Origin of the sequence: Roseomonas elaeocarpi, from assembly GCF_042433915.1 — a bacterium.
In the GTDB taxonomy this organism is placed as follows: domain Bacteria; phylum Pseudomonadota; class Alphaproteobacteria; order Acetobacterales; family Acetobacteraceae; genus Roseomonas; species Roseomonas elaeocarpi.
This window is the reverse complement of record NZ_JBHLUN010000002.1, coordinates 49,127-70,784: the sequence shown is the minus strand read 5'-3', so window position 1 is coordinate 70,784 and position 21,658 is coordinate 49,127. Positions and strand designations below refer to the sequence as shown.

21 protein-coding genes are annotated in these 21,658 nt (G+C 66.3%); 10 read left to right on the top strand and 11 right to left on the bottom strand.

Features of this window, described 5'->3' with window-relative positions:
- Positions 1-63: 63 nt before the first annotated feature.
- The 5 genes from ACFFGY_RS02105 to hydA are packed head-to-tail and all read left to right on the top strand — an operon-like array spanning position 64 to position 4,831.
- Entirely contained in the window at positions 64-909 is an 846-nt protein-coding gene (locus tag ACFFGY_RS02105) for an ABC transporter substrate-binding protein (RefSeq protein WP_377042715.1), read from the top strand.
- Between the two features lie 44 nt (positions 910-953).
- A complete protein-coding gene (locus ACFFGY_RS02100; protein ID WP_377042714.1) occupies positions 954-1,673 on the top strand; it encodes an amino acid ABC transporter permease in 720 nt (239 codons plus the stop codon).
- 13 nt (positions 1,674-1,686) lie between these two features.
- Entirely contained in the window at positions 1,687-2,463 is a 777-nt protein-coding gene (locus ACFFGY_RS02095) for an SDR family NAD(P)-dependent oxidoreductase (RefSeq protein ID WP_377042713.1), read from the top strand.
- A 16-nt stretch (positions 2,464-2,479) separates the two neighbouring features.
- Positions 2,480-3,397, top strand: a complete 918-nt coding sequence (locus ACFFGY_RS02090) for a polysaccharide deacetylase family protein (RefSeq protein WP_377042712.1) — start codon at positions 2,480-2,482, stop codon at positions 3,395-3,397.
- Between the two features lie 24 nt (positions 3,398-3,421).
- A complete protein-coding gene (gene hydA / locus ACFFGY_RS02085; protein WP_377042711.1) occupies positions 3,422-4,831 on the top strand; it encodes a dihydropyrimidinase in 1,410 nt (469 codons plus the stop codon).
- Between the two features lie 400 nt (positions 4,832-5,231).
- Here hydA and ACFFGY_RS02080 read toward each other — a convergent pair whose 3' ends face one another.
- On the bottom strand, positions 5,232-6,035 hold the full coding sequence (locus ACFFGY_RS02080) for an AraC family transcriptional regulator (protein ID WP_377042710.1): 804 nt from the start codon (positions 6,033-6,035) through the stop codon (positions 5,232-5,234).
- 43 nt (positions 6,036-6,078) lie between these two features.
- Here ACFFGY_RS02080 and ACFFGY_RS02075 point away from each other — a divergent pair, with 43 nt between their 5' ends.
- Positions 6,079-7,065, top strand: a complete 987-nt coding sequence (locus tag ACFFGY_RS02075; RefSeq protein ID WP_377042709.1) for an NmrA family NAD(P)-binding protein — start codon at positions 6,079-6,081, stop codon at positions 7,063-7,065.
- A gap of 99 nt (positions 7,066-7,164) precedes the next feature.
- Here the strand turns inward: ACFFGY_RS02075 and ACFFGY_RS02070 are convergent, their stop codons facing one another.
- From ACFFGY_RS02070 to ACFFGY_RS02025, 10 genes are all read right to left on the bottom strand, one after another.
- Complete coding sequence (locus ACFFGY_RS02070) at positions 7,165-7,542, bottom strand: inner membrane CreD family protein (protein ID WP_377043191.1); 378 nt, start codon at positions 7,540-7,542, stop codon at positions 7,165-7,167.
- Between the two features lie 342 nt (positions 7,543-7,884).
- A complete protein-coding gene (locus tag ACFFGY_RS02065) occupies positions 7,885-9,135 on the bottom strand; it encodes an alpha-hydroxy acid oxidase (protein ID WP_377042708.1) in 1,251 nt (416 codons plus the stop codon).
- A 95-nt stretch (positions 9,136-9,230) separates the two neighbouring features.
- Entirely contained in the window at positions 9,231-10,550 is a 1,320-nt protein-coding gene (locus ACFFGY_RS02060; protein ID WP_377042707.1) for an MFS transporter, read from the bottom strand.
- Between the two features lie 75 nt (positions 10,551-10,625).
- Complete coding sequence (locus ACFFGY_RS02055; RefSeq protein ID WP_377042706.1) at positions 10,626-11,576, bottom strand: 2-hydroxyacid dehydrogenase; 951 nt, start codon at positions 11,574-11,576, stop codon at positions 10,626-10,628.
- Positions 11,577-11,682: 106 nt separating this feature from the next.
- Complete coding sequence (locus ACFFGY_RS02050; protein WP_377042705.1) at positions 11,683-12,441, bottom strand: GntR family transcriptional regulator; 759 nt, start codon at positions 12,439-12,441, stop codon at positions 11,683-11,685.
- Between the two features lie 854 nt (positions 12,442-13,295).
- A complete protein-coding gene (locus ACFFGY_RS02045; RefSeq protein ID WP_377042704.1) occupies positions 13,296-13,871 on the bottom strand; it encodes a peroxidase-related enzyme in 576 nt (191 codons plus the stop codon).
- Entirely contained in the window at positions 13,868-14,377 is a 510-nt protein-coding gene (locus tag ACFFGY_RS02040) for a CMD domain-containing protein (protein WP_377042703.1), read from the bottom strand. The genes ACFFGY_RS02045 and ACFFGY_RS02040 overlap by 4 nt, the downstream gene beginning before the upstream one ends.
- Positions 14,378-14,384: 7 nt before the next feature.
- Complete coding sequence (locus tag ACFFGY_RS02035; RefSeq protein WP_377042702.1) at positions 14,385-15,983, bottom strand: ABC transporter substrate-binding protein; 1,599 nt, start codon at positions 15,981-15,983, stop codon at positions 14,385-14,387.
- Positions 15,984-16,019: 36 nt separating this feature from the next.
- Entirely contained in the window at positions 16,020-17,462 is a 1,443-nt protein-coding gene (locus ACFFGY_RS02030) for an NAD(P)-binding domain-containing protein (protein WP_377042701.1), read from the bottom strand.
- Positions 17,459-18,409: a LysR family transcriptional regulator gene (locus ACFFGY_RS02025; RefSeq protein ID WP_377042700.1), complete on the bottom strand. Its 951-nt coding sequence runs from the start codon at positions 18,407-18,409 to the stop codon at positions 17,459-17,461. The genes ACFFGY_RS02030 and ACFFGY_RS02025 overlap by 4 nt, the downstream gene beginning before the upstream one ends.
- A gap of 914 nt (positions 18,410-19,323) precedes the next feature.
- On the opposite strand from ACFFGY_RS02025, the gene ACFFGY_RS02020 reads away from it, so the two are divergent.
- The 4 genes from ACFFGY_RS02020 (at position 19,324) to ACFFGY_RS02005 (ending at position 21,585) form a co-directional block, all read left to right on the top strand.
- Entirely contained in the window at positions 19,324-19,497 is a 174-nt protein-coding gene (locus tag ACFFGY_RS02020; protein WP_377042699.1) for a hypothetical protein, read from the top strand.
- Between the two features lie 14 nt (positions 19,498-19,511).
- Positions 19,512-20,276, top strand: coding sequence for a molybdate ABC transporter substrate-binding protein (locus tag ACFFGY_RS02015; protein WP_377042698.1), 765 nt, complete (start codon positions 19,512-19,514; stop codon positions 20,274-20,276).
- Positions 20,277-20,344: 68 nt separating this feature from the next.
- On the top strand, positions 20,345-20,542 hold the full coding sequence (locus ACFFGY_RS02010; protein ID WP_377042697.1) for a TOBE domain-containing protein: 198 nt from the start codon (positions 20,345-20,347) through the stop codon (positions 20,540-20,542).
- On the top strand, positions 20,542-21,585 hold the full coding sequence (locus tag ACFFGY_RS02005; RefSeq protein ID WP_377042696.1) for an ABC transporter substrate-binding protein: 1,044 nt from the start codon (positions 20,542-20,544) through the stop codon (positions 21,583-21,585). Before ACFFGY_RS02010 ends, ACFFGY_RS02005 begins: the two co-directional genes overlap by 1 nt.
- Positions 21,586-21,658: the final 73 nt, after the last annotated feature.

Genomic DNA, 21,658 nt, shown 5'->3' with positions numbered 1-21,658 from the left:
ACCTTGGAACATAGCCGACGCGCACCGCGCCGGCCCGGTACTTCCTTGGAAGGGAACCCTGTGATGCGAACTCGGCGTCTTCTTCTCGGTCTCGCTGGCGCAATTCTCCTGACCGCTGCGACGCAGGCCCAGGCGCAGTCTCCGGCCTGCAAGCCCGTCATCGGGGGCAACCACCTGCTGGAAGCGGGCAAGTGGCAGATGTCCATCAACCCTACCCTGCCGCCGCAGCAGTTCGTGGACAGCAAGGGTGAGCTGCAGGGGCTCAACGTTGAACTGGCCAAGGCCATGGCGGCGAAGATGTGCGTGGAGCCGGTCTTCCTGCGCATGGACTTCCCGCCGATGATCCCGGGTCTCCGCGCGGGACGGTTCGACACGATCAACACCGGTCTGTTCTGGACCGAGGAACGGTCGAAGATCCTCTTCATGGTGCCCTACGCGCAGCAGGCGATCAGCGTTTACACGTTGCCGGACAGCAAGCTGACGATCACCAGCTTCGATGATCTCGCGGGTCGCGTGGTGGGCGTGGAAAGCGCGACCTACCAGGAGCGTAAGTCGCGCGAGGTCAACGCCGAGATGGTGGCGCGCGGCCTGAAGCCGATCGATTTCCGCACCTTCTCCACCGCCAGCGAAACCGTGGCGGCGCTGCGGGCCGGGCAGCTGGAAGCCGGGATCAACATCGACGAGACCACGAACGATCTAGCGCAGAAGAAGGTCGCGAAGATCTGGCTGCACGGGTTGTTCGGCACCGATATCACCTTTGCCTTTCGCGACCGTGACGTGGCCCAGGCTGCGGCGGTGGCGCTGAACGGATTGCGGGCGGACGGAACCTACGACCGGCTGTTCGATAAGTTCGGCATGACCCGCCTGCCGGCAGGTGAGTTCGCGATCCGCGGCACGGGTCCGACCTGAGCGGCCTGCACTGAAGAGTTCGAGACAACGGAAGGATCTGGTCGATGTTCAGCGTCGAAGCCTTTCTGTCGTACCTGACCAACGCCTACCTCCTGCAGGGCGTGCTGGTGACGATCGGCCTGACGATCGCCACCATGGCCATCGGCCTGATCCTGGGCACCGTGCTTGCGCTGATGCGGATGTCGAAGAACAAGCTGGCGTCGGGTGTCGCAGGTTTCTACGTCTGGATCTTCCGCGGCACGCCGCTGCTGGTTCAGCTGGTGCTGATCTACACCGGCCTGCCGCAGGCCGGGATCAAGCTGGGCGTGCTGGCCTCCGCACTGACGGCGCTGAGCCTCAACGAGGCCGCCTACCTGTCGGAAACCATCCGCGGCGGGTTCAAGGGCGTGGCGAAGGGACAGACCGAGGCCGCGAGCGCACTCGGCCTGTCGCGCTGGCGGACGCTGCGGCTGGTGCTGATGCCGCAGGTTGCGCGGTTGATCATCCCGCCGCTGGGCAATTCCCTGAACGGATTGCTGAAGGCGACCTCGCTCGCCTCGGTGATCTCGCTGGAAGAGCTGATGCGTCGCAGCCAGGTGCTGATGCAGGAGAAATTCGAGGTTCTGGAGCTCTACTGCGTCGCGGCGGTCTACTACCTGGTGCTGACGACGCTGTGGAACCTCGTACAGGTGCGGCTGGAAGCGCATTACGGGCGGGGCTACGCCGACACGGGCCGGGCGGTGCCGGTGGCGGTGAGGACGCCGCAGCCGGCACGGGTAACGTGAGGCGGAAGAGGCCATGACGGATCGCCTTTCCGGACGGGTGGCGATCGTCACCGGCGGCAGTTCCGGCATCGGCCGCGCCATCGCCGCCCGTTTCGCGCGGGAAGGAGCCCGCGTGATCGTGGCCGACACCACCGAGGAGGTGCGCGAAGGTGGCGTGCCGACCGAGGCGCTGCTGCGTGCCCAGGGCCTCGAGTGCCGCTTCCGCCGCTGCGATGTGTCGCGCGAGGAGGAGTGTGAGGCGGTGGTTGCCGAAGCCGTGGCGCGGCACGGCCGGATCGACGTGCTGGTGAACAACGCTGCCATAGCCTCGGGTACGCCGCTGCTGGACTGCACGCGCGAGGAATGGGAGCGGGTACTCGCGGTGAACCTGACCGGCACCTTCCTGATGAGCCGCGCCGCCGTGCGGGCCATGGTGCTGCAGGACCCCCGCGGGGAGGTGCGCGGCCGGCTGGTGAACCTCGCCTCCCAGCACGGCATGGTGGCCGCGCCGGAGGCCCTGGCCTACGGCACCTCGAAGGCCGGCATCGCCTACCTGACGCGGCAGGTCGCCGCCGATTACGCGGGGCAGGGGATCGTCTGCAACGCGGTGGCGCCGGGCAAGATCCTCACCGGCAAGACGGGACGGGCGGTGGAGCCGCGCTGGCTCGACTATTCGCGCGCCAGGACGCCCTGGCCGCGCCTCGGGAGGCCGGAGGATGTGGCGGGCGCGGCGCTGTTCCTCGCCTCCGACGATGCCAGCTTCCTGACGGGCGAGGTGCTGATGGTGGACGGCGGCTGGATGGCGGCGTGAGGAGGAAGGGCAGGCGATGACCTACGAGGTGCAGCGGGATTTCCGGGGCTACGGCGGCCATCCGCCCGATCCGCGCTGGCCGGGCGGCGCGCGCGTCGCGGTGAACTTCGTGATCAACTTCGAGGAAGGCTCCGAGCCCTCGATCGCCGACGGCGACGCGGCGACCGAGACCGGCGTGTCCGATGCCGCCGGGCCGCCGCGCGGGATCCAGGGCCGTGACCTCGCGGCCGAGGGCATGTTCGAGTATGGCAGCCGGGCGGGTTTCTGGCGCCTGTTGCGGATCTTTGCCGAGCGCGGCCTCAAGCCGACGATCTTCGCCTGTGCCCTGGCGCTGGAGCGCAACCCCGAAGCGGCCGCGGCGATCCGTGAGGCGGGGCTCGACATCTGCTGTCATGGCTGGCGCTGGGAAAACCACTTCGCCCTGAGCGAGGCAGAGGAGCGCGACCGCATCGCCCGCGCCGTGGCCTCGCTGGAGCGCACGTTGGGACAACGGCCGGAAGGCTGGTACTGCCGTTACGGACCCTCGGTGAACACGCGCCGCCTGCTGCGCGAACACGGCGGCTTCCTGTACGACAGCGACAGCTACGCCGACGACCTGCCCTTCTGGACGGAGGTGGGAGGGCAGGGACACCTGGTGGTGCCCTATTCGCTCGCGACCAACGACAGCAAGATGCAGGGCCCGCTCGCCAGCCCCGGCGCATGGGCATCCTTTCTGAGCGACGGGTTCGACCTGTTGCGACGGGAAGGACGGGCCGGGGCGCCAAAGATGATGTCGGTCGGCCTGCATATGCGCATGATCGGCCATTTCTCGCGCGCCCCAGCGCTGGAACGATTCCTCGACCACGTTCTTGCGGCAGGCGACGAAGCCTGGGTCGCCCCGCGTGCGGAGATCGCGCGGCATTGGGCCGCGACGCACCCTTTTCGCGACCGCTGAGCCGGCACGGGAGAATACACTGCGATGTCCCCTCTCGACCTGATCGTACGGAACGGCACCGTGGTCACCGCCTCCGGCACCACGCGCTGCGACGTGGGGGTGCTGGGCGGCCGCGTCGTCGCCCTGGGCGAGGCTCTCGGCTCGGCGGCCGAGGTGATCGACGCCTCCGGCCTGCTGGTGCTGCCGGGCGGCGTGGACACGCACTGCCACGTGGAGGAGCCGCAGGCGGACGGCACCGTGCACGAGGAAAGCTTCGTTTCCGCCAGCCGTTCCGCCTTTTCCGGCGGCACCACCACGATCATCTGCTTCACGCCGCAGTTCCGTGGTGAGGGCATCCTTGAACAACACCGCCGCAATCGTGAGCGTGCGGCGTGCGGCATGATCGATCACGGCTTCCATCAGATCATCACCGACCCGACGCCGCTGGTGATGGAGGAGGAGCTGCCCCAGGTGATCGCCGATGGTGTCGGGTCGCTCAAGGCCTTTCTCACCTACGACCCTCTGCACCTGACCGATGCGCAGTTCCTCGAGGTGCTGGTGGCGGCGCGGCGACACGGGCTGATGGTGCACGTCCATTGCGAGAACCATGACGCCGTGGCCTGGCGTCAGGCGGCGTTTCTGGCCGAAGGGCACACCCGCCCACGTTACCACGCCCTGTCGCGGCCCGTGGTGGTGGAACGTGAGGCGACGGGCCGTGCGATTGCCTTGGCGGAACTCGTGAAGCAGCCGATTCAGGTGTTCCACGTGTCCTGCGCCGAGGTGGCGGAGGAGATCGTGCGGGCCCAGGCACGTGGCCTGCACGTATGGGGCGAAACCTGCCCGCAATACGTGACGCTGACGGCTGCGGACATGGACCGGCCCGGCTTCGAAGGCGCGAAGTTCATGTGCAGCCCGCCGCCGCGCGACGCCGTCGACCACGAGGGTGTCTGGGCGATGATCCGGCGCGGCGTGCTTGACGTCGCGTCCTCGGATCATTGCGGCTTCTCCTACGATGGGGACCGTGGCAAGGCAAAGAACGGGCGCGACGCCAGCTTCGACCAAGTTCCCAACGGCATCCCGGGCCTCGCAGCGCGGCTGCCCATCCTGTTCTCGGAAGGAGTATCGAAGGGGCGCATCACGCTCGAGCAGTTCGTGGCGCTGGTGAGCACCAACCCGGCCCGTATTGCCGGGCTTGCTGGACGGAAGGGTTGCATCGCGGTGGGTGCTGACGCGGATCTGGTGCTGTGGGATGCGAACAAGCGGGTCACCATGACCAATGTTTTGATGAATCACGCGATCGACTACACGCCTTACGAAGGAATGGCGGTGACCGGCTGGCCGATCTGCACGATAGCTCGGGGTGTGGTCGTGATGCGCGACGGCGTCGTCACGGCACAACCGGGTAGTGGTCGTTGGCTGGAACGGCGTCATGTCAATCCAGGACCCATGCTGTGAACGCAGTGAGATCAAGCATGTGAAAAGCCGGCGTCCCATCAGGCGCAAGCCAGCCGTGCTTGGCAGCTTTCAGCCGTGGATCCCGTCATCCGAGTGATGTTCAGGACCGTACCGGACGCTGCTCATAACGAGCATGGTAGAATCCCGTGCAAGCAATTCTCGCCTCACGGATCAACAGCGCCGTGATGATAGGAGGCTGGAGTAGATCTGCCACACGGCTGCGGGCCAGACCTGCCCGGATCACACCGTCCTGCCGAATGGCCGCAAAACCTGGCTCCATGAAGATATCTTACAAGCGGCACTCCTGCAGCTGCGACGGCAGGATGCGCTGCCCGATACTCGCTGGCCCTGCTCAATGTCAGGCAGCGGCGCGCCGCATACAGGTCACGAGTGCGACCGGTCAGGTTGCGAAGTAGCGAGCAGGCGTCGTTCCGAATGCCTTCTTGAACATCACTATGAATGCGGTGGGGGACTCGTAGCCGAGGTCACTCGACACCCTCTGGACCGTAGCGCCGCCAGCGAGCTCGCGCAGTGCGATGACCAGATGCAACTGGCGTCGCCACCGTCCGAAGGTCAGTCCTGTCTCGGCCACCATCAGCCGTTCCAGGGACCGTTCGCTCAATGCGACGTGGGCGGCCCACTCAGCCATGGTGCGGCGGTCGCCGGGCTCCGCCGTCAATGCGGCGGCGATGGCCGCGATCTTGGGATGGCCGGACACGGGCAGTTCCAGCTTCTGCTTGGGCATCATCGCCAACTCATCCAGCAGGACCCGCACCAGGCGGCCAGTATGGCCGTCCGGTGCGTAGCTGCCGGGCACGTCCGTCAGGCGGAAGATCATCTCGCGGAGCATGGGCGACACCGACAGCGTGCAGCACTGCGTCGGCAGCGCCGCGGCGTCGGGTTCGACGAACAGGTAGGACAGGCGGGCGTTGGCCGTGACCTGGTTGCTGTGCGGCACGCCGCCCGGGATCCAGACCCCGCAGCCTGGCGGCACAATCCAGCGGCCGTTCGCAGCCGTGCAGGTGACGGCACCGTGCAGGGCCAGGACCAGTTGGCCCTGCCGGTGCTGATGCTGGCACACCTCGGCCTCGTAGTCGCTGAAGTCGAGGTGCAGGGCGAAGGCCGGGCGGTCCGAGCGGGCGAGATCGCAGCCGCTGCCGCAGGGCGGTCGCTTTGCCGCGGATTGACCGGATTTAGAGATCATATGGCAGTATCTCCAAATTCCTGCGCGCCGCAACGCGCTACGGATGGCGGCCACCAATGCAATGGAGACCGTCATGCGAATTGCCGTCGTCGGTGCAACAGGCCGGATCGGCGCCAGGCTTACCCGCACCCTGCTAGGTGCCGGGCACCAGGTGAAAGCCTTGTCGCGAGGCGGTCCGGCGCTGGACGCACTGGTCAGGATGGGCGCGGAGCCGCTCCTGGGGAGCTTCGACACCGGAGCGGGAGAGCTCGACCGGTTCTTCCAGGATGCCGATGCCGCGTTCCTCATGGTCAAGACGGACTGGAACAACATCCACGGGCACTACCCCGAGGTCGCCCTCCGCTTCTTCGACGCACTCCGGGGATCTCCGGTCAGGCTGGCCGTGAGCCTGACAGCGATGGGAGCCGAGGTGAGAGGGAGCACCGGCCACTTCCAGCCCTTCTACCAGCTTGAGCAGGTGCTGAACCGTCTCCAGACCATGGACCTGGTGCACCTGCGGGCTGGCTGGTTCATGGAGAACCTGTTCATGTGGACCGACGCGATCGCAAAACATGGTCGCATCGGCTGGTCGCTGGACCCGGACGTGAAGACGCCCTGGGTGGCCACGGAAGACATCGCCGACCTGGCTGCCCGGGAACTCACGCATCCGACCGGTCAGCACCGCATGGTCCGTGAGCTTGGTATGGATTTCACGATGTCGGAGATGGCCAACATCATCGGGACCGAGATCGGCCGACCGGTGGAGTACCGCTTCGTCGACAGAAGGCGGCGCGAGATCGAAGCGGAGTTCCTCAGGAGGTTCGGGACCTCCGAACGGTGGCTCGATGACAGTCAGACACTGGATGCGCTCAACGATGGCCGTGTGCGGTTCCACGACGACCGCTCCTCGCTGCCCACCACGATGGAAGCCTTTGTCCGGGATGTCTGGAAGCCACACTACCTGGCGGCGATCACGAGGGAGCAGCACGCCCCTGAGAACTTCGTCACCTGGAGCGCCCGGAAGGAGTTGGATGTCCAGCCGACCTCGTGAGGTTGCAGCTGAACGAGCCAGGGCCACAGAGGGCACCGCATCCGCGGTGCCGAGACTCTGGGAAGGGTCGGGACAGGAGATTGGTTCGAGCACGCCGGCTCAGGCTTTCGACCAGTCCACGTGGCGGGTCACCATCATGACCACCGAGAGGGCGGCGAAGAGCGCCACGGCACCGACCAGCAGGGCATCGGCTTCGAGGTTCAGCACGACGTAGAGGAAGCCGAACAGGACGCCCAGCACACCGGCAAAGGGCGCGGCCAGCCTCATGCGACGCGTCACCCCCGCCGTGTAGGCCGAGGCCTGCCCCACCATGGCGGCCGTGCTGATCGCGTAGGCAGCGGCGAAGCCCACCGGCTCGCCGAAGGCGAGCAGGAGGAGTGGGAAAAGCACGATGGACAGGCCGAGCAGTCCGTACTGGACCAGGTGGATCCCCACCCCGGCCAGGAGCTCGAACAGCACGTAGGTGAGGAAGCCCAGACGGCCTCCAGAAACTCCACCCCGATCGACGCGGACTTCCGGACGAGATCACGGCACCAGCCGGGGCCGAGCCGCCCTAGACGGTGAGATCGCCTTTACCGGGATCCGGGCCGTCATCCAAGCCAAGCGCGGACGGCGTCAGCCCATCCTGCACAACAGAAGCGCCTACAGGCTGCGCAACCGGATCGAGCGCATGTTCAACAAGCCGAAGAACTGGCGGCGCGTCGCCACCCGCTACGACAAGACCGCCGCCTCATATCTTGGCTTCGCCCATCGCCTCAGCTTTCCTCTGGATCAGCTTTGTCCACGAGCGCGAGTGAGAAAACCTCGGTAGGGCGGAGTTCACTGAACTCTGACTCGCGCAAACTTCTCCAAGAAAAGAACTTCCTGGCTCATCTCTCGAATACTCCTTAAGCCAAGCATACCGAGATCAGCGCGAAGTTGCGTGCGGAGGAGGCCTATAACGTAATCGACACCAGCCTCACCAGCCAAGGCCGAGGCGTAGTTGAACGGACGACCAATGAAGACAAACTTGGCTCCCAGGCCGATGGCCTTCAAGATGTCTGTCCCACGGCGAAAGCCGCTGTCGATCATGACGCACATGCCACTGGCTTGCTCGAGTGCGGCAGGCAACGCACGCATGGGTGAAAGCGCCCCATCGAGTTGGCGTCCACCGTGGTTCGAAAGGATAACAGCATCGGCACCGGCCTGCCTGGCGAGCGCGACATCTCCGGCGTGCAGTAATCCCTTGATGACGAGGCGGCCCTTCCACCGCGATCGCACGAATCTTACGACATCCCAGTCCAGCGCTTCACGCCCTGAGAAGTCACGTACGGCTTGGCGAGACAGCAGAGGTGCTCCACGTCCTGGAGCCGCGTTTTCAAAATGTGGGACCCCATGGTGTAGGAAAGTGCGGAGAAAGGTCCCTATCGACCAACGTGGATGCATGATCCCGTCCCGGAGAAGCGCTAAGTTCGGGCGAATCGGCGTGCGGTATCCAGTCCTCAGATTATTCTCGCGGCTAGGCACAACCGCACTGTCGGCGGTGATCACGAAGGTATCGATGCCAGCATGGGACACGCGCTCGACCATCGCCGCCGCTTCCTCCCTGTCACCTGAGAGATAGGCTTGGTACCAGACACCAGGAGCCGCTTCGGCGATCTCCTCCAACGGGATCAGGGACGCGGCGCTGATGATCATGGGGATCCCGGCACGGGAAGCGGAGCGAGCGAGGGAAAGGTCACCGCGATAACCAGTAAGGGCGCTCACTCCCATCGGCGCGATGCCGAAGGGGAGGGCGTAATGCTTGCCCATCACCTCGCAGTCGAGTGTTCGATTGGCCACACCGACCAGCATGCGCGGCAGAAACTGGATTTCATCGAAGACCCGACGGTTGTCAGTCATCGACGAGTTTGTTTCCGCCCCTCCCGCAACATAGCCAAAGATAGGACTTGGCAGCAGGCGCCGAGCAGCAGGCTCCAGATCCTCCAGCGCGAAGATCCGCTTCATCTGGCGCGGCGCCCGAGCCATCTCTGGTATCATTTTAGTCGGCGAGGATGCCGGATCCAGGAGGTTGTGAAACTCTGCACTCATAATGCTTGATGTCCTTGGCGGGCGCTGGCCCGCAGCACGGGCCAACGCCTCGATCGACTGATTGTGCCTGCTGTGCCGGGCGAAACTTCGCGGTCCTAACGCACCGGAACGGTTTCGCCCTCAACATCCCTCGTGTTGTTGGTGGAGAGCAGAACTACGAAGGCAGCGAGACCGAGCAGCAGCAGAGAGACTGCCGGAGCGATCATGGGAGCGCTGGCGCTACCGGAAGCCTGAGCAATCCAAGGCATCAGGTTTTGGGCTACGAAGCCGCCGAGCCCCGAACCCGACACAATCACGGCCATCGCGGCGGCACCGCCTGACCCCTTGAGAAAGGCACTCGGGAGCAACCGTGGAGGCGTGGCCCAGAAGCAAGGTATCATCAGGTAGAGAGTGGGCGCTCCCAGAGCGAGAGCCGTAAAGCGTAGTGCATTGGAGACCGGGGAAACGCTGATCAGGAATAAAGCAATCCCAAGAGCAGCGGCGGTCATGGCGGTGATCAGAACGGCGCGAAAGCTCCTCAGACGACGCGGAAGCCAAAAGAGGACGACGGAGGCGAGGGCCCAAGGCACCATGTTGAGGAGGCCGTTGGTGCCACTGCTAACCCCGAACCCCTTCACCAGGGTCGGGAGCCAGTAGGCAATGCCATAGATCGCCACCGAGATGGTGCCGTAGCCCGCTGACAGCGCCAGCACCGTGAGGAGCGAACCTAGCGTCCAAGGAGCGCCACCGGCCGGCTTCGGTGGCGGCGGATCTCGCCGCAGCGCGGTGTCGAGAGTGTTCCTCTCCTCATCCGTGATGAAGCGAGCTTCCTGTGGGCTGTTGGGGAGGTAGAGCAGCGTGACGAAGGTCATCAGCACAGCTGGCATCCCGGTGATCAGGAAAACCCACTGCCAACCCTGAAATCCGAACAGGCCATCGAGTTCGAGCGAGTAACCGCCGATCAGCGAGCCGAACATGTTGCCGAGGCTGCTGCCCAAGGTCAGCAAGCCTACGATGCCGGTGCGCTGCTTCTGTGGGAACCAAAGCGATAGGTAGAAGATAAGTCCCGGGTAGAGCCCGGCTTCGCAAGTACCGACGATGAAGCGCACGATCAGGAAGAAGGTCGATGAGGAGACGAACGCTGTCAGTACGGTGGCGAGGCCCCAGGTGAACATGATCCGCGCAATCCAGGGCCGCGCTCCGAAATAGTTCAATGCCAAGTTGCTTGGCACTTCGAAGATCAGGTATCCGATGAAGAATAGAGACGCAGCAAAGCCGAACTCGGCTTCCGTGATATGTAGTGCCTGCACCATGGTTAGTTTGGCGTAGGAGATGTTCGCGCGATCGATGTAGGCGATCAGATAAATAATGGTCAGCAGTGGCACGAGCCGCCACGCTATACGCTTGAGCAGCAGATTTTCACGGTTGTCGTCCATCAAGGCATTTCCTGACCGTTCTCGGGGAACGGACCTGTTGTTTTGATTGTTACCGATGATGCGGAAAGACAGCCGCTAGGCGACCTGATCCTGCAACTGCTGTCCCGAGTAGAAGCGGGCAACGTTCGCGAAAACTCCGCGCATCTTGGCGCCGTAGGTATCCAGCGTGCCGGCTGCGATATGAGGGGTCAGCACGACGTTCGAGAACCGTGCGAGCGGGTGGGCGGGCCCAACCGGTTCCCGTTCGAACACGTCGAGCGCCGCGGCACCGAGATGCTTGGTTTCCAGCGCCTGCAGGAGCGCGTCTTCGTCGACGATCGGTCCGCGAGCAGTGTTGATTAGTACGGTGCCACGCCGCATGTGCGCGAAGGCACGGGCGTTGATCAGTCCTCGCGTGGAGGCCGTCAGTGGAAGATGAAGGGTTACCACATCTGCACGCTCCAGGAGTTCTTCGAACTCCACGCGTTGAAGTCCAAGCTCGGACTCAACTTGGTCAGATAGGGGGCTGGGATCTGTGTAGATTCCCTTCGTTCCCCATCCGCAAAGCCGACGTGCAGTCGCCTGCCCAATGCGTCCCATACCCACATAGCCGATAGTCCGCCCGGCGAGGGTCCGAGACACGAGACGCAACGCGTTGACGGGGAAGCGCCCGGCGCGCAGCTCGGTATCGGCGAAGGTCAGGTGCCGGCACGCGGCCAACATCAGCATCACAGCGTGTTCCGATACGCCTGTTGCCGTACCGTCAGGCGTCGTTGCGACCGGTACGCCCAGTGCCTGCAATGCCGGAACGTCAATCGTATCGTGGTAACCGACTCCCTGATGCAGGACGAGCTGAAGGTGCGGGGCGGCCGCAACCATCTCCGCGTCCAGGCGGCGCGTAGCAACGATAATCACTTCGCAATTTTGCAATGCTGCGGCGAGTTCGGCGGAACTGTCAGTCTCCAGCGTCACAAGCTCAAACCCGGGAGGAACGTACCCGCGGGCTACTGCATAAAGCTCGGGTTCGCCGCGGGTGAGGTAAAGCACCCGGATCGGTGTCTCTGTTGGTCGAGCATCAGGGGAAGGCGGTAGTTTGAATGGCATAGGATCCTCGAGGAACAGCTTCGGGCCAGTAACAGGCGAAGCGGGATTTTCAGGGTTGGCCGGGTTCTGCTCGGGATGCGGGCGGGACGCGTGACCTTACCGGCAAGCGGCGTGGCATTTCGTGCAGCGTCTCAGCCGACACGAAGAACTCCGGATGCTGTGCCATGACATTCTCGACCGACATGAACACGCCACGCAGGTGGTTGGACATTGCTGCCACGGCCCCGGCGGTATCATGGGCAATCACGCGGTCTAAGATTTCACGGTGCTCTTGCAACACCGAACTGCGTTTAAGTGGGTTTCGAACGTTAAGGCGACGCACCCGGTCGTGCTGAGCCTTGGCCGTTTCCACCACGTGCCATGCGCGTTCGTGACCCGCGATGCGGAGAAGGCTGGCGTGCAAGGCCTCATCAGCCTCGAAGAACGGCGCAGGGTCGCCATCCTGAAAGCGCGCTTGCGTTTGCAGCAAAGACTTGAGGGGAGGGATGTCCGAAGGCTGAATCCGATCCACAACGCGCACGAGCGCAGCGCTCTCCACGGCCTCCCGGACGAATTGCCCATCATAAACATCGGATACCCGGATCGGCGCCACGAAGGTTCCGTACTGGGGGTAGATGGTGATGAGACCTTCTTCCTCCAGTTTGATGAAGGCTTCTCGGACGGGTGTCCGACTCAGCCCGAGTTGATTGGCGATCTCATTTTCTGAGAGCGGATGGTTGGGCAGCAGACGCACGTCCACGATCCGCTCCCGAAGGTAGAGGCGCACTTGGTCGGCGACTGTCGGACGCCGACGCGCGGCATTGATCATAAAATCCGTCACATCATCAGCCTACCCGTCTCCAATGCTTGTATGCAAGGGTGGTAGTGTGGATGCGGGCGAAGTTCGGAAAGGTAGGTTGACCATCAGCGATCGAGGGCCGGAGGAAGAAAGTCGGGCAGGGCTAAAGAGCTAAAAGCGGGCCTGGCGCATAGGAAAGCCGTGTCGAAGGACTGGAGGGCGAAGTGGACGGCTGCCCAGGGGTGCTGCGGGTTGCCTACCGAGGCTCGTGCCCTACGTAACCCGCTGCCCCCCCCATCGGGTCGTGTGCCGCCCGCTGGCCGAAGGTGTTCTCTCAGTTGCCGTGCCTTTTGCGTCAGGCGGCGCAGGTGCGCCGGGCACAGCTGCTTGGCTGTGTTCCAGCCTCGGCCACGACAGCAATCCGGAGCTGGACGGGCTCATCGACACCTGGCGACCATTCCAGTCTTCTACCTGAAGGGTGCCTGGAGCCCGCGTCAGGGCCTGACCATGGAGCCGCGCGGCGACCAGTACACGCTCGCTACCAGCATCCGTCCGACGAATTCACGCCTCGAACGACCGGTCCGCTCCTCGGTCAGCGGGCCGGCCCTTACGCCCGCTCCTCCCATCCTCGTTCGCTCGGAAGCTCCCGGCAACGCACTGCTTCAGTTCGGAGTTCTTCTGGTTCAGGGTTGTCGACCCGGTGCGATCATCTTGAACGCGTTGTGCCTAGACCAGATGTCAGCGCGAGGCTGGCCTTCCAGCCGCAGATGAACATCTGGCTCAGGATTGACTGCTTCTCGGCCGCTCCAACATCCTGGCCCCTGGGATCGTCTCCGTCCGGTCACCGATCATCGCGTTTCGGTCTCCGAAAGCAGCGTGTTCTCTCACGTAGGGTCAAGCATAACTGAGCGACCAAGGGCCTGCATCAGCCGGTTGGCATTGGCGAACATGGCAACGGCGTGGATCAGATCCAGGATCTCCAGATCGTTGAAGCCTGCCGCCCGCAGCGGCTTCAGGTCGTCGCTGGTTGTGTCCTGCGGCCGTGCAGTCATCTTCGCTGCGTAGTCCACGATGGCCTGCTGGCGGGCATCCAGCCCAACGGCGCCGACGCCCTCTGCCAGCAACGCGCGCATCGCTGCTTCCGGCCCCTTCAACTCCACGTAGCGGCGGGCGTGCACGGATGTACAGTAGATGCAGCCGTTGACGATGGACACTGCTGCCGTCGCCAGCTCCCGCTCCGCACGCGGCAACCCGCGAGGGGCGTACATGACCTTGGTGAACAACGCACCGCGCTGGCTCAGCGAGCCCGGGTCGTTCACCAGCGTGCGGAAGTACACGGAGGTGCGCTGTGCTGGCGGACAGGCTTCCAGCGCGGCCATCTGTTCCGGCGTTGCCGTCTCGATCTCAACCGGCGATACGCGCGGTTCCCAGTCCACAACGTCCATGGTGAAGCGACTCATGCGGCGTTCTCCCCCATCAGCTGGCGTAGACCAGCGAGCAGCCGCACCTGATAAGGCACGAAGGACACCAGCTGCGTGACTGCCACGATGTCCTGTGCGGAAAGGCCGAAGCCGCTGAGGCGGTTGATCTCCGCCTGGTCGATGGCCTCGGGCCTGCGCGCCACAGTGTCGGCGTAGCGGAACAGGACGGCCTGACGGTCCTGCCCCTCGGGCGGGGGGAAGACTTCGGCGGCAGCGATCAACACAGCGTCGCCCGTGGCCGCCAGCAGCGCGCGGTAATGGGCGCCCAGTGCCGTGTCGCCCTCGATCAGCGCGACGCGCAGCGCCAGCGCCGCGCGTTCCGCCAGCGACACGCCGCCGGGAAAGGGCGGCAGCACCAGCTCACGGTAGGCGCCTTCCTCGTGCTGCAGGATGTCGGCACGCTGTCGCCGCAGCTCACCGAGCGGGGAGTTGGCGTCCAGGCCGAGCAGGTGCTCGGCCAAGTCCGGAATATCGGCTGGGTTCATCGCTGTGTCAGGCCTCCGGCGTGACCATGGAGGCGGTCGTGCGGTCGGACGTCAGTGGCGTGACCTTCAACCCGCGCCGGGCCGCCCAGAGGTTCTGGTAGTGAAACAGCGGAAAGATGCCCGCATCCTCCGCCACCACGCGCGCGGAGTGCTGCAGGATCGCCTCGCGCTTTCCATCGTCGAATTCCTGCATGGCGTCCTCCAGGGCCTTGTCCACCTGGGGGTTGTTGTAGTGGCCCCAATTAGAGACGCCGCGTCCCTGCTGCGGGTCCATGCTGCCCAGCACGTTGATGAGGGCGTAGCTGCCTTCGCCGGTGCCGTTGCCCCAGGCCAGCGTCGTCACGGCGTAGTCGCCCGTGTTGACCCCGGCGGAGTACACGGACCAGGGCACCGCCTCCACCGTCGTCTTCACACCGATGCGCGTCCACATCTGCGCCACGGCCTGCACCGCCTGGGGGCCCAGCACGTAGCGGTCGTTGGGCAGGTGGATAGCGACCTGGAAGCCGTCCGGGTAGCCTGCTTCGGCCAGCAGGGTTTTGGCGCGATCCGGTTCGAAGGCCGGCGGCTTGACCGTGGGATCGTAGCCGAAGCTGCCCTCGGGCATCCACTGGCCCGTGGCGGTGGCGGTGCCCTGCATCAGCCGGTCGCACAGCGCGTCCCGGTTGATGGCCATCGTCAGCGCCCGGCGCACCCGCACGTCCAGCAGCGGGTTCCGGTCCAGCGGCCTGCCGTCGGCGGCCTTCAGGAAGGGACCGGGCTTGTCGGAGAAGCTGGGCTGCAGCAGCAGCATGCGCAGACCCGGGTAGGCGAAGAGCTTCACGTCGCTCCGCGCCCGGAGCTGCGCGAGGTCGGACACCGACACCTTGTCGATCACGTCCACGTCGCCGGCCAGCAGCGCCGCGGTCCGGGAAGCGGCATTGGCGACGTAGCGGTAGTCCACTTCCTCCCAGACCGGCGGCTCGCGCCAGTAGTTCGGGTTGCGGCGCATGATGATGCGGTCACCGGGGGTGTAGGACACGAGGCCGTAGGGGCCGGTGCCGTTCAGCGCCTTGCCGGTGTTGAAGTCGTTGCTGGTGGCACCCTCCGTGGTCCGCCGCGCCACCACGTGCACGGAGGCGAGGTTCAGCGGCAGCAGCGGGTTGGGCTCCTTGGTGGTGATGCGCAGCGTCAGCGGGTCCACCACCTCCATCTTCTCCACCGTGCGCAGATAGCCGGCGAAGCTGGCGGTGCTGCCGGGCACCTTGGGAGCGCGGTCGTAGGAGAAGACGACGTCGTCCGCCGTGAAGGCGCTTCCGTCGGACCATTTCACGTCCGGGCGCAGCTTGAACTCCCAGCCGCGGTCGCCCACGGGCTTCCAGGAGGTGGCGAGGCCGGGCTGCAGGCCACCGTCACGGTTCTCGATCAACAGGTCAAAGAAATGTAGGTCTACCGAGCGGTCGCCGGCGAAGTTGTTGAGCTGCGGGTCCAGCGAGGAGACCGGGTCGGCGAAGGCGATGGTCAGGCGCTTCTTCGGCGCTGCGGGCTGGGCCTGCCCCCGCGCGGGCTCAAGGGCAGGAACGGTGAGCCCCATGCCGGCTAAGCCGGAAAGCAGAGTGCGACGCTGCATCGGAGTGTCCTTCTGGTTCGGGCCGGCAGGCTGTGGTCAGGCAGCGGCGACGGCCACCCTGCAGGCGGGCCATTCGTCGCCCTGAAGCTCAGGCGTGGCGAAGGCCTGAAGACTGGCGAAATGTTGCTCCCGATCCTCCACGAAGAAGTGCCGGGTGATGGCGCGTGCCAACCGCTGCGCCCCGGCGCTGACCGCGGGGATGTCGCCCGTCAGCTTGCCGTGGCTGAGCGTCGAGGGATAGTTGAAGCAGTGGATGCGCGACAGCGCCGGGCAGGCACCGGGGACCTTCTCCTGAAAGGCGAAGTCGGGCGCGAGGTCGGGCGAGGCTTCCAGCTCCGCCTGCGCGAGCCCGTCGGGCGGGGCGAAGCGGTCGCACCAGAAGCGGATATGCTCCGCCACCAGCGCCAGTTCCGGCCGCTCCGCCAGGTCGACGCGGAAGCCGGTGCCGAAGATCAGGAAATCCACCTCCAGCACGCCCTCCGGCGTTTCCACCCGCAGGGCATCGCCGTGCTGTTCCAGCCCCAGCACGGGGCAGGCGAGGTGCAGGTGCGCGTGGGGGTGGCGGGACACGCGCAGGGTGCTGTCGCGCGGCGGTGGCGTCTGCTCACCGAAGACGTGGTGCAGGAATCGCCACTTCCACTCGTCCGGCAGTGCGGCGAAGCCGTGCACCACGCCCTGGCTGGCGATGCCGGTGAACTTGTTGATGGCGGGCAGCCTGGCGCGCCGCACCAGCATGTCCAGGCGCGCGCAGCCAGCCTCCAGCGCCGTTGCCGCATTGTCCATGGCCGAGGCGCCGGCACCCACCACCGCCACCCGCTTGCCGCGCAGTGCGGCGAAGTCGACGGGATCGCGCGAATGCGCCCAGAAGCGCCGGTCGATGCCTTCCGCCATCTCCGGCACGTAGCTGCCGCCCAACCCGTCACGGCCGCTGGCCAGCACCACGCGGCGGGCCAGCAGCGTGCCGGCGGTGTCCGTTTCCACCGCCAGCAGCCCGTCCTCGCGCGGGCGCAGCAGGGTGACGGCGACGCCGTTCTCCACCGGCACGCCCATGACGCGGCGGTACCAGCCGAGATAGTCCATCCACTGCCCGCGCGGGATCTTGCCAAGCCGTTCCCAGGCCTGCGTGCCGAACTGCGCGGTGAACCAGGCACGGAAGGTCAGGGCCGGCAGGCCCAGCGCGGGGCCGGCCAGCGTCTTGGGCGAGCGCAGGGTTTCCATCCGCGCGTAGGTTACCCAGGGGCCTTCCTGCCCGGCGGGAGCACGGTCCAGCACGCGGACATTGTCGATGCCCATCAGCCGCAGTGCCGCCTGCGCCGCCAGCCCGCACATGCCGGCACCCATCACCACCACGTCGGTGACGGGCTGCCCCTCGGCCTCCCGGCGCGGCACCCAGGGCTTGCCGGGCAGTTCCAGCCAGTCGAGGTCCTGGCGCAGCCGCGCTTCCAGCGCCAGCAGGCCGGTGGGGGTCACGTCGTTCATGGGGCCAGGTCCTCGGGGGCCATCAACCGGGCCAGGGCCTGCGGTGGATGCTGGATGAAGCCGGGCAGCATCGCGGCAGCCTCGGCAGCGGCGGTGATCACCGCCTGGGCGGCGGGCGAAGGGGGGTGGGCCGCCGGGGTCGCCACGCCCCAGAAGTACGGGATGGTCACGTCGATCGGCCGTGCCATGACGCCCTCTACCGGCACGCCCACGGCGGTCACCGGGTCGATGAGCGCCACGCCCAGGCCGGTCCGCGCCGCCATGATGGCGTTCAGCGAGGCATTGACCACCATCAGCGAGGGTGGGCGGCTACCGGCGCCGGCCAGGGCGGCATCGATGTGCCGGCGGAACTGGCGATGCGGGTCGGCCAGCGTGATCAGCCGCTGTCCGGCGAGGTCGCGCAGAGCCACGCGCTCCTGCGCCGCCAGCGGGTGCCCGGCGGGCAGCACGGCGACGCAATGGGACTCACCGATCCAGTGCAGGTCCAGGCCGCGGTGCTCCAGCGGCAGGCTGGCGAAGCCCAGATGCGCCCGGCGGTCCAGCAGTGCCCGCACCACCTCGCCCGCCGGCTGGCTGGTCAGGCTGATGCGATGGGGCAGGCACGTGCCCAGCCGCCCCAGCGCCGCCGGGACCAACCCGGAGGCCAGGGCAGGGGCGGCCACGATGTCCAGCCGGGCACCCTCCTCCCGGGCCAGGGCGGCGGCGCGCTCCTCGATGGCGCGCAGCCCGGCGAGCGAGCGCTCGACCTCGTCATGGAAGAGCAGGGCGCGCTCAGTGGGCGTAATCCGAGGACCGTTGCGGTCGAACAAGGCAAAGCCGAGTTGGGCTTCCAGCTCCTGCACCATTCGCGTGACGGCCGACTGCGACCGTCCGGTCTGCCGGGCGGCGAGAGTCAGGCTGCCGGCGGCGATGACGGCGCAGAAGATCTCGAGCTGTCTGAGGTCCACAGCCCAAGTTCATCATGCACACGCCGCATCATTCAAGGATCATTTTGCGATTCCAAGCGGATTACCTGCGGCCCGTAGAGTCTCGCGCGGCTTTGTCCGCAATGCGGTCCCTTCGCAGATCACGCCGCACCGGTTCCCGGTCCCGCAGCTTGGGGCGCTCTAACCGCCACCTGCCACTCCGGTCATTTTAACGGACTGGCCGGGCTGCACAGGGCACCGACACGCGTATGGAGCGGCGGCACGCCTTCGCCCAGTTCCACTCGGCCGGTCATGCCGGAAAGATCGCCATCCAGCCCGAAGGATGGCAGCACGTTGTTGGTACCACCCGCTGGAACGGGGGCGACGTGGTCGGCACCTGCACCTGCCGCTCACTCAGGCCCGGCTGCGTTGCGCCAGACCGCGCGCCACGTCGGCCTCCCGATCCCACCGCCAGACAGCGGCAGCCCCGCGACGATCAGGGTCATGCGGTGTCCAACCCAAGCATCAGAGCTGGGTCAACCGTCGCTCGTCACCCGCCTCCTCACCCGAACACCTCTACATCGAGCAAAGCGCCTGCACGGCGAACGACGACGCGTGCCTACCCCTGGAAACGACGAACACCAGAGGTGTCAGCTCGCCGTAGGATCGAAGCAGATCGGTTCTGATGGGTGCGACCGCTCCCAACCCGGCCATTGCAGGGCGGGTGTGAAAGGAATGCGCTGGCCACGGGCTTCCGGGCTGAGCGGTGCTCAATCGATGTATCCCCAGAGATGCAGGGTAGCAGACGAGGCGGTCTGCTAGCACGGCACCGACCAACGGCAGCCATAGGCAATGCGAGTGCCGTTTCGAAGAACAACAAGGGGCTCCTCGGCATCCGTGTTGTCGATCCAGGAGCAGGTCGGTATATACGGAAAAATATAACGAGGCGGGTCACAATGCGTCGTCGCCATATCGCTGCCTTCGCCTTCGGCGCAGCCGTGCTGGTTGGCTCAGGCACGGCGCGGGCGCAGGACAGGCAGGGTGCGATTGTCTTCGCGGCCGCTGGCGTGGCGAACGCCATGAAGGCGCTGGGTGGGTCCAGCCGCCGCTTCGGCCTGCGCGTGCAGTGAGGCCGGGGAACTCAGTGGCGACGCTAGTTCCGGTTCGACTGCTCTCCGCCGGGAGCCTGTCCGCAGCAGCCCGGGATCTGATCCAGGCGTTCACGGGCCAGCAAGGTGTCGTCGTCGAGGCAACCTTCGGACCGGCCGGACTGCTGCGGGAGCGGATCGAGGAGGGCGAGGCAGCAGACCTCTTCGCCTCCGCCAGCCTGGAGCACGCACAAATCCTGGCAAGGGCCGGGCGGTCGGCTGCGCCGGTGATTTTCGCGCGCAATGCCCTTTGCGCCCTGGTTCGGCCGGGGCTCGCGGTGACGCCGGACACCCTGCTCGACAGGTTGCTCGATCCGGCCGTCCGTCTCGGCACCTCCACGCCGGGCGCCGACCCGTCGGGTGACTACGCCTGGGACCTGTTCGCCCGGGCCGGGACGATCCGCCCTGGCGCGCGCACTGTGCTGGAGACGAAGGCGCTGAAGCTCGTGGGCGGGCGCGACGTGGCACCCGCGCCACCCGGTCGCCACGCCGTCGGCTGGCACATGGCCGAAGGCCGTGCCGACATCTTCCTCAGCTACAGGACCACCGCCGCAGCCGTCCTGCGCGACTCTCCTGGCACCCAGGTTCTGAGCCTGCCGCAGGACCTGGCCGTGGGCGCGGACTACGCGCTGGCGCTGCTGTCGGACCATCCCGGCGCGGCACGGCTGGCCTTCTTCATCCTTTCACCGGAGGGACAAGCCATCCTCGACCGGCACGGCTTCGTCACGGTGACCGAAGCCAGGAGCGCTCGCCGGGGATGATCGTGCCGCAACGGCATGCCCGAGCCGTTCCCTCAACCTCCACCAGGCCAGACCGAAGACATCCAGCCATGAAGCTATCCGCCCGCAACGTGCTGTCCGGCACGGTCACCGACGTCACAAAGGGGCAGACCACTGCCCACGTGAAGATCGCCTTGCCAGGCGGCTCGGTGATCACCGCCTCCATCACCAACGAGGCCGTGGATGAGCTCGGCGATCAGGCGGCGGCAGTGATCAAGGCGTCCGACGTCATCGTGGGCAAGGCCTGATGCCCGCCGCCTCCGGCCGCCGCGCGCTGCTGGGGGCCATGGCCGCATGGCCCTGGGCCGCCCGGGCACAGGACAGCCGCCCCGTGCGTGACGCGGCGGGGCGCCTTGCCACCCTGCCGCAGCGGGTGACGCGCGTCGTGGCCGCGGGACTGCCAGCAGCCCTGCCGATCTGGAGCCTCGCGCCCGACCTGCTGGCGGGTTGGGCGCGTGCTCCACGTGGCCCGGAACTGGCCTTCCTGCCGCCCGAAGCGGCCGCCCTGCCGGAAACCGGTCGCCTCACCGGCGGCGGGAGCGACACGGCCAGCGTCGAGGCCGTGGTCGCCAGCCACGCCGACATGATCCTCGACTACGGCTCCGTCACGCCCTCCTACGCGGCCCAGATGGACCGGATCCAGTCGCAGACCCGGGTGCCCGCGCTGCTGCTGGACGGCACGCTCTCGAAGATCCCGGATACATTTCAGTTGCTGGGCGAACTGCTGGGCCGCCAAGCCGCCGCAAAGCCACTGATCGAAACCTCCGCCCGGCTGCTGGACGAGGCACGCGCGGCCGCGGCGCTGCTCGCCCAGCGGGGACGGCCTCGCGTGTTCTACGCACGTGGTCCGCAGGGCCTGGAAACCGGGGTGGCAGGCTCCATCAACACCGAGATCCTGGAGTTCTGCGGCGCCGAGAATGTCGCGGCCGCACAGGCAGGCGTGGGCAACCTGGCGCAGGTTTCCGCGGAGCAGGTCGTGGTCTGGGATCCCGACTGGATCATCACGCCCGAGGCTGCACTGGCTGCCACCATGCCAAAGCATCCGATCTGGAGCACTCTGCGGGCTGTGCGGGAAGGCCGGATCGCGGTCGCGCCTGTTCTGCCCTTCGGCTGGGTGGACAGCCCACCCTCGGTCAACCGCCTGCTCGGACTGGCCTGGCTGCCGATCCTGTTCGGTGTCCGCCCACGCGATGAACTCCCCGCCCGGATCGGCGCGCTGTCCGACATGCTCTACCACCGGCGACCGGACGACGCGCAACTCGGGGCCTTGCTGCGCACCGCATCGCCCTAGGAGCACCCGCAGCGCACGTGCCGGGCGAGCCGTCTGACACGTTCTATGCCACCGACCATCACGTCGAGGATGC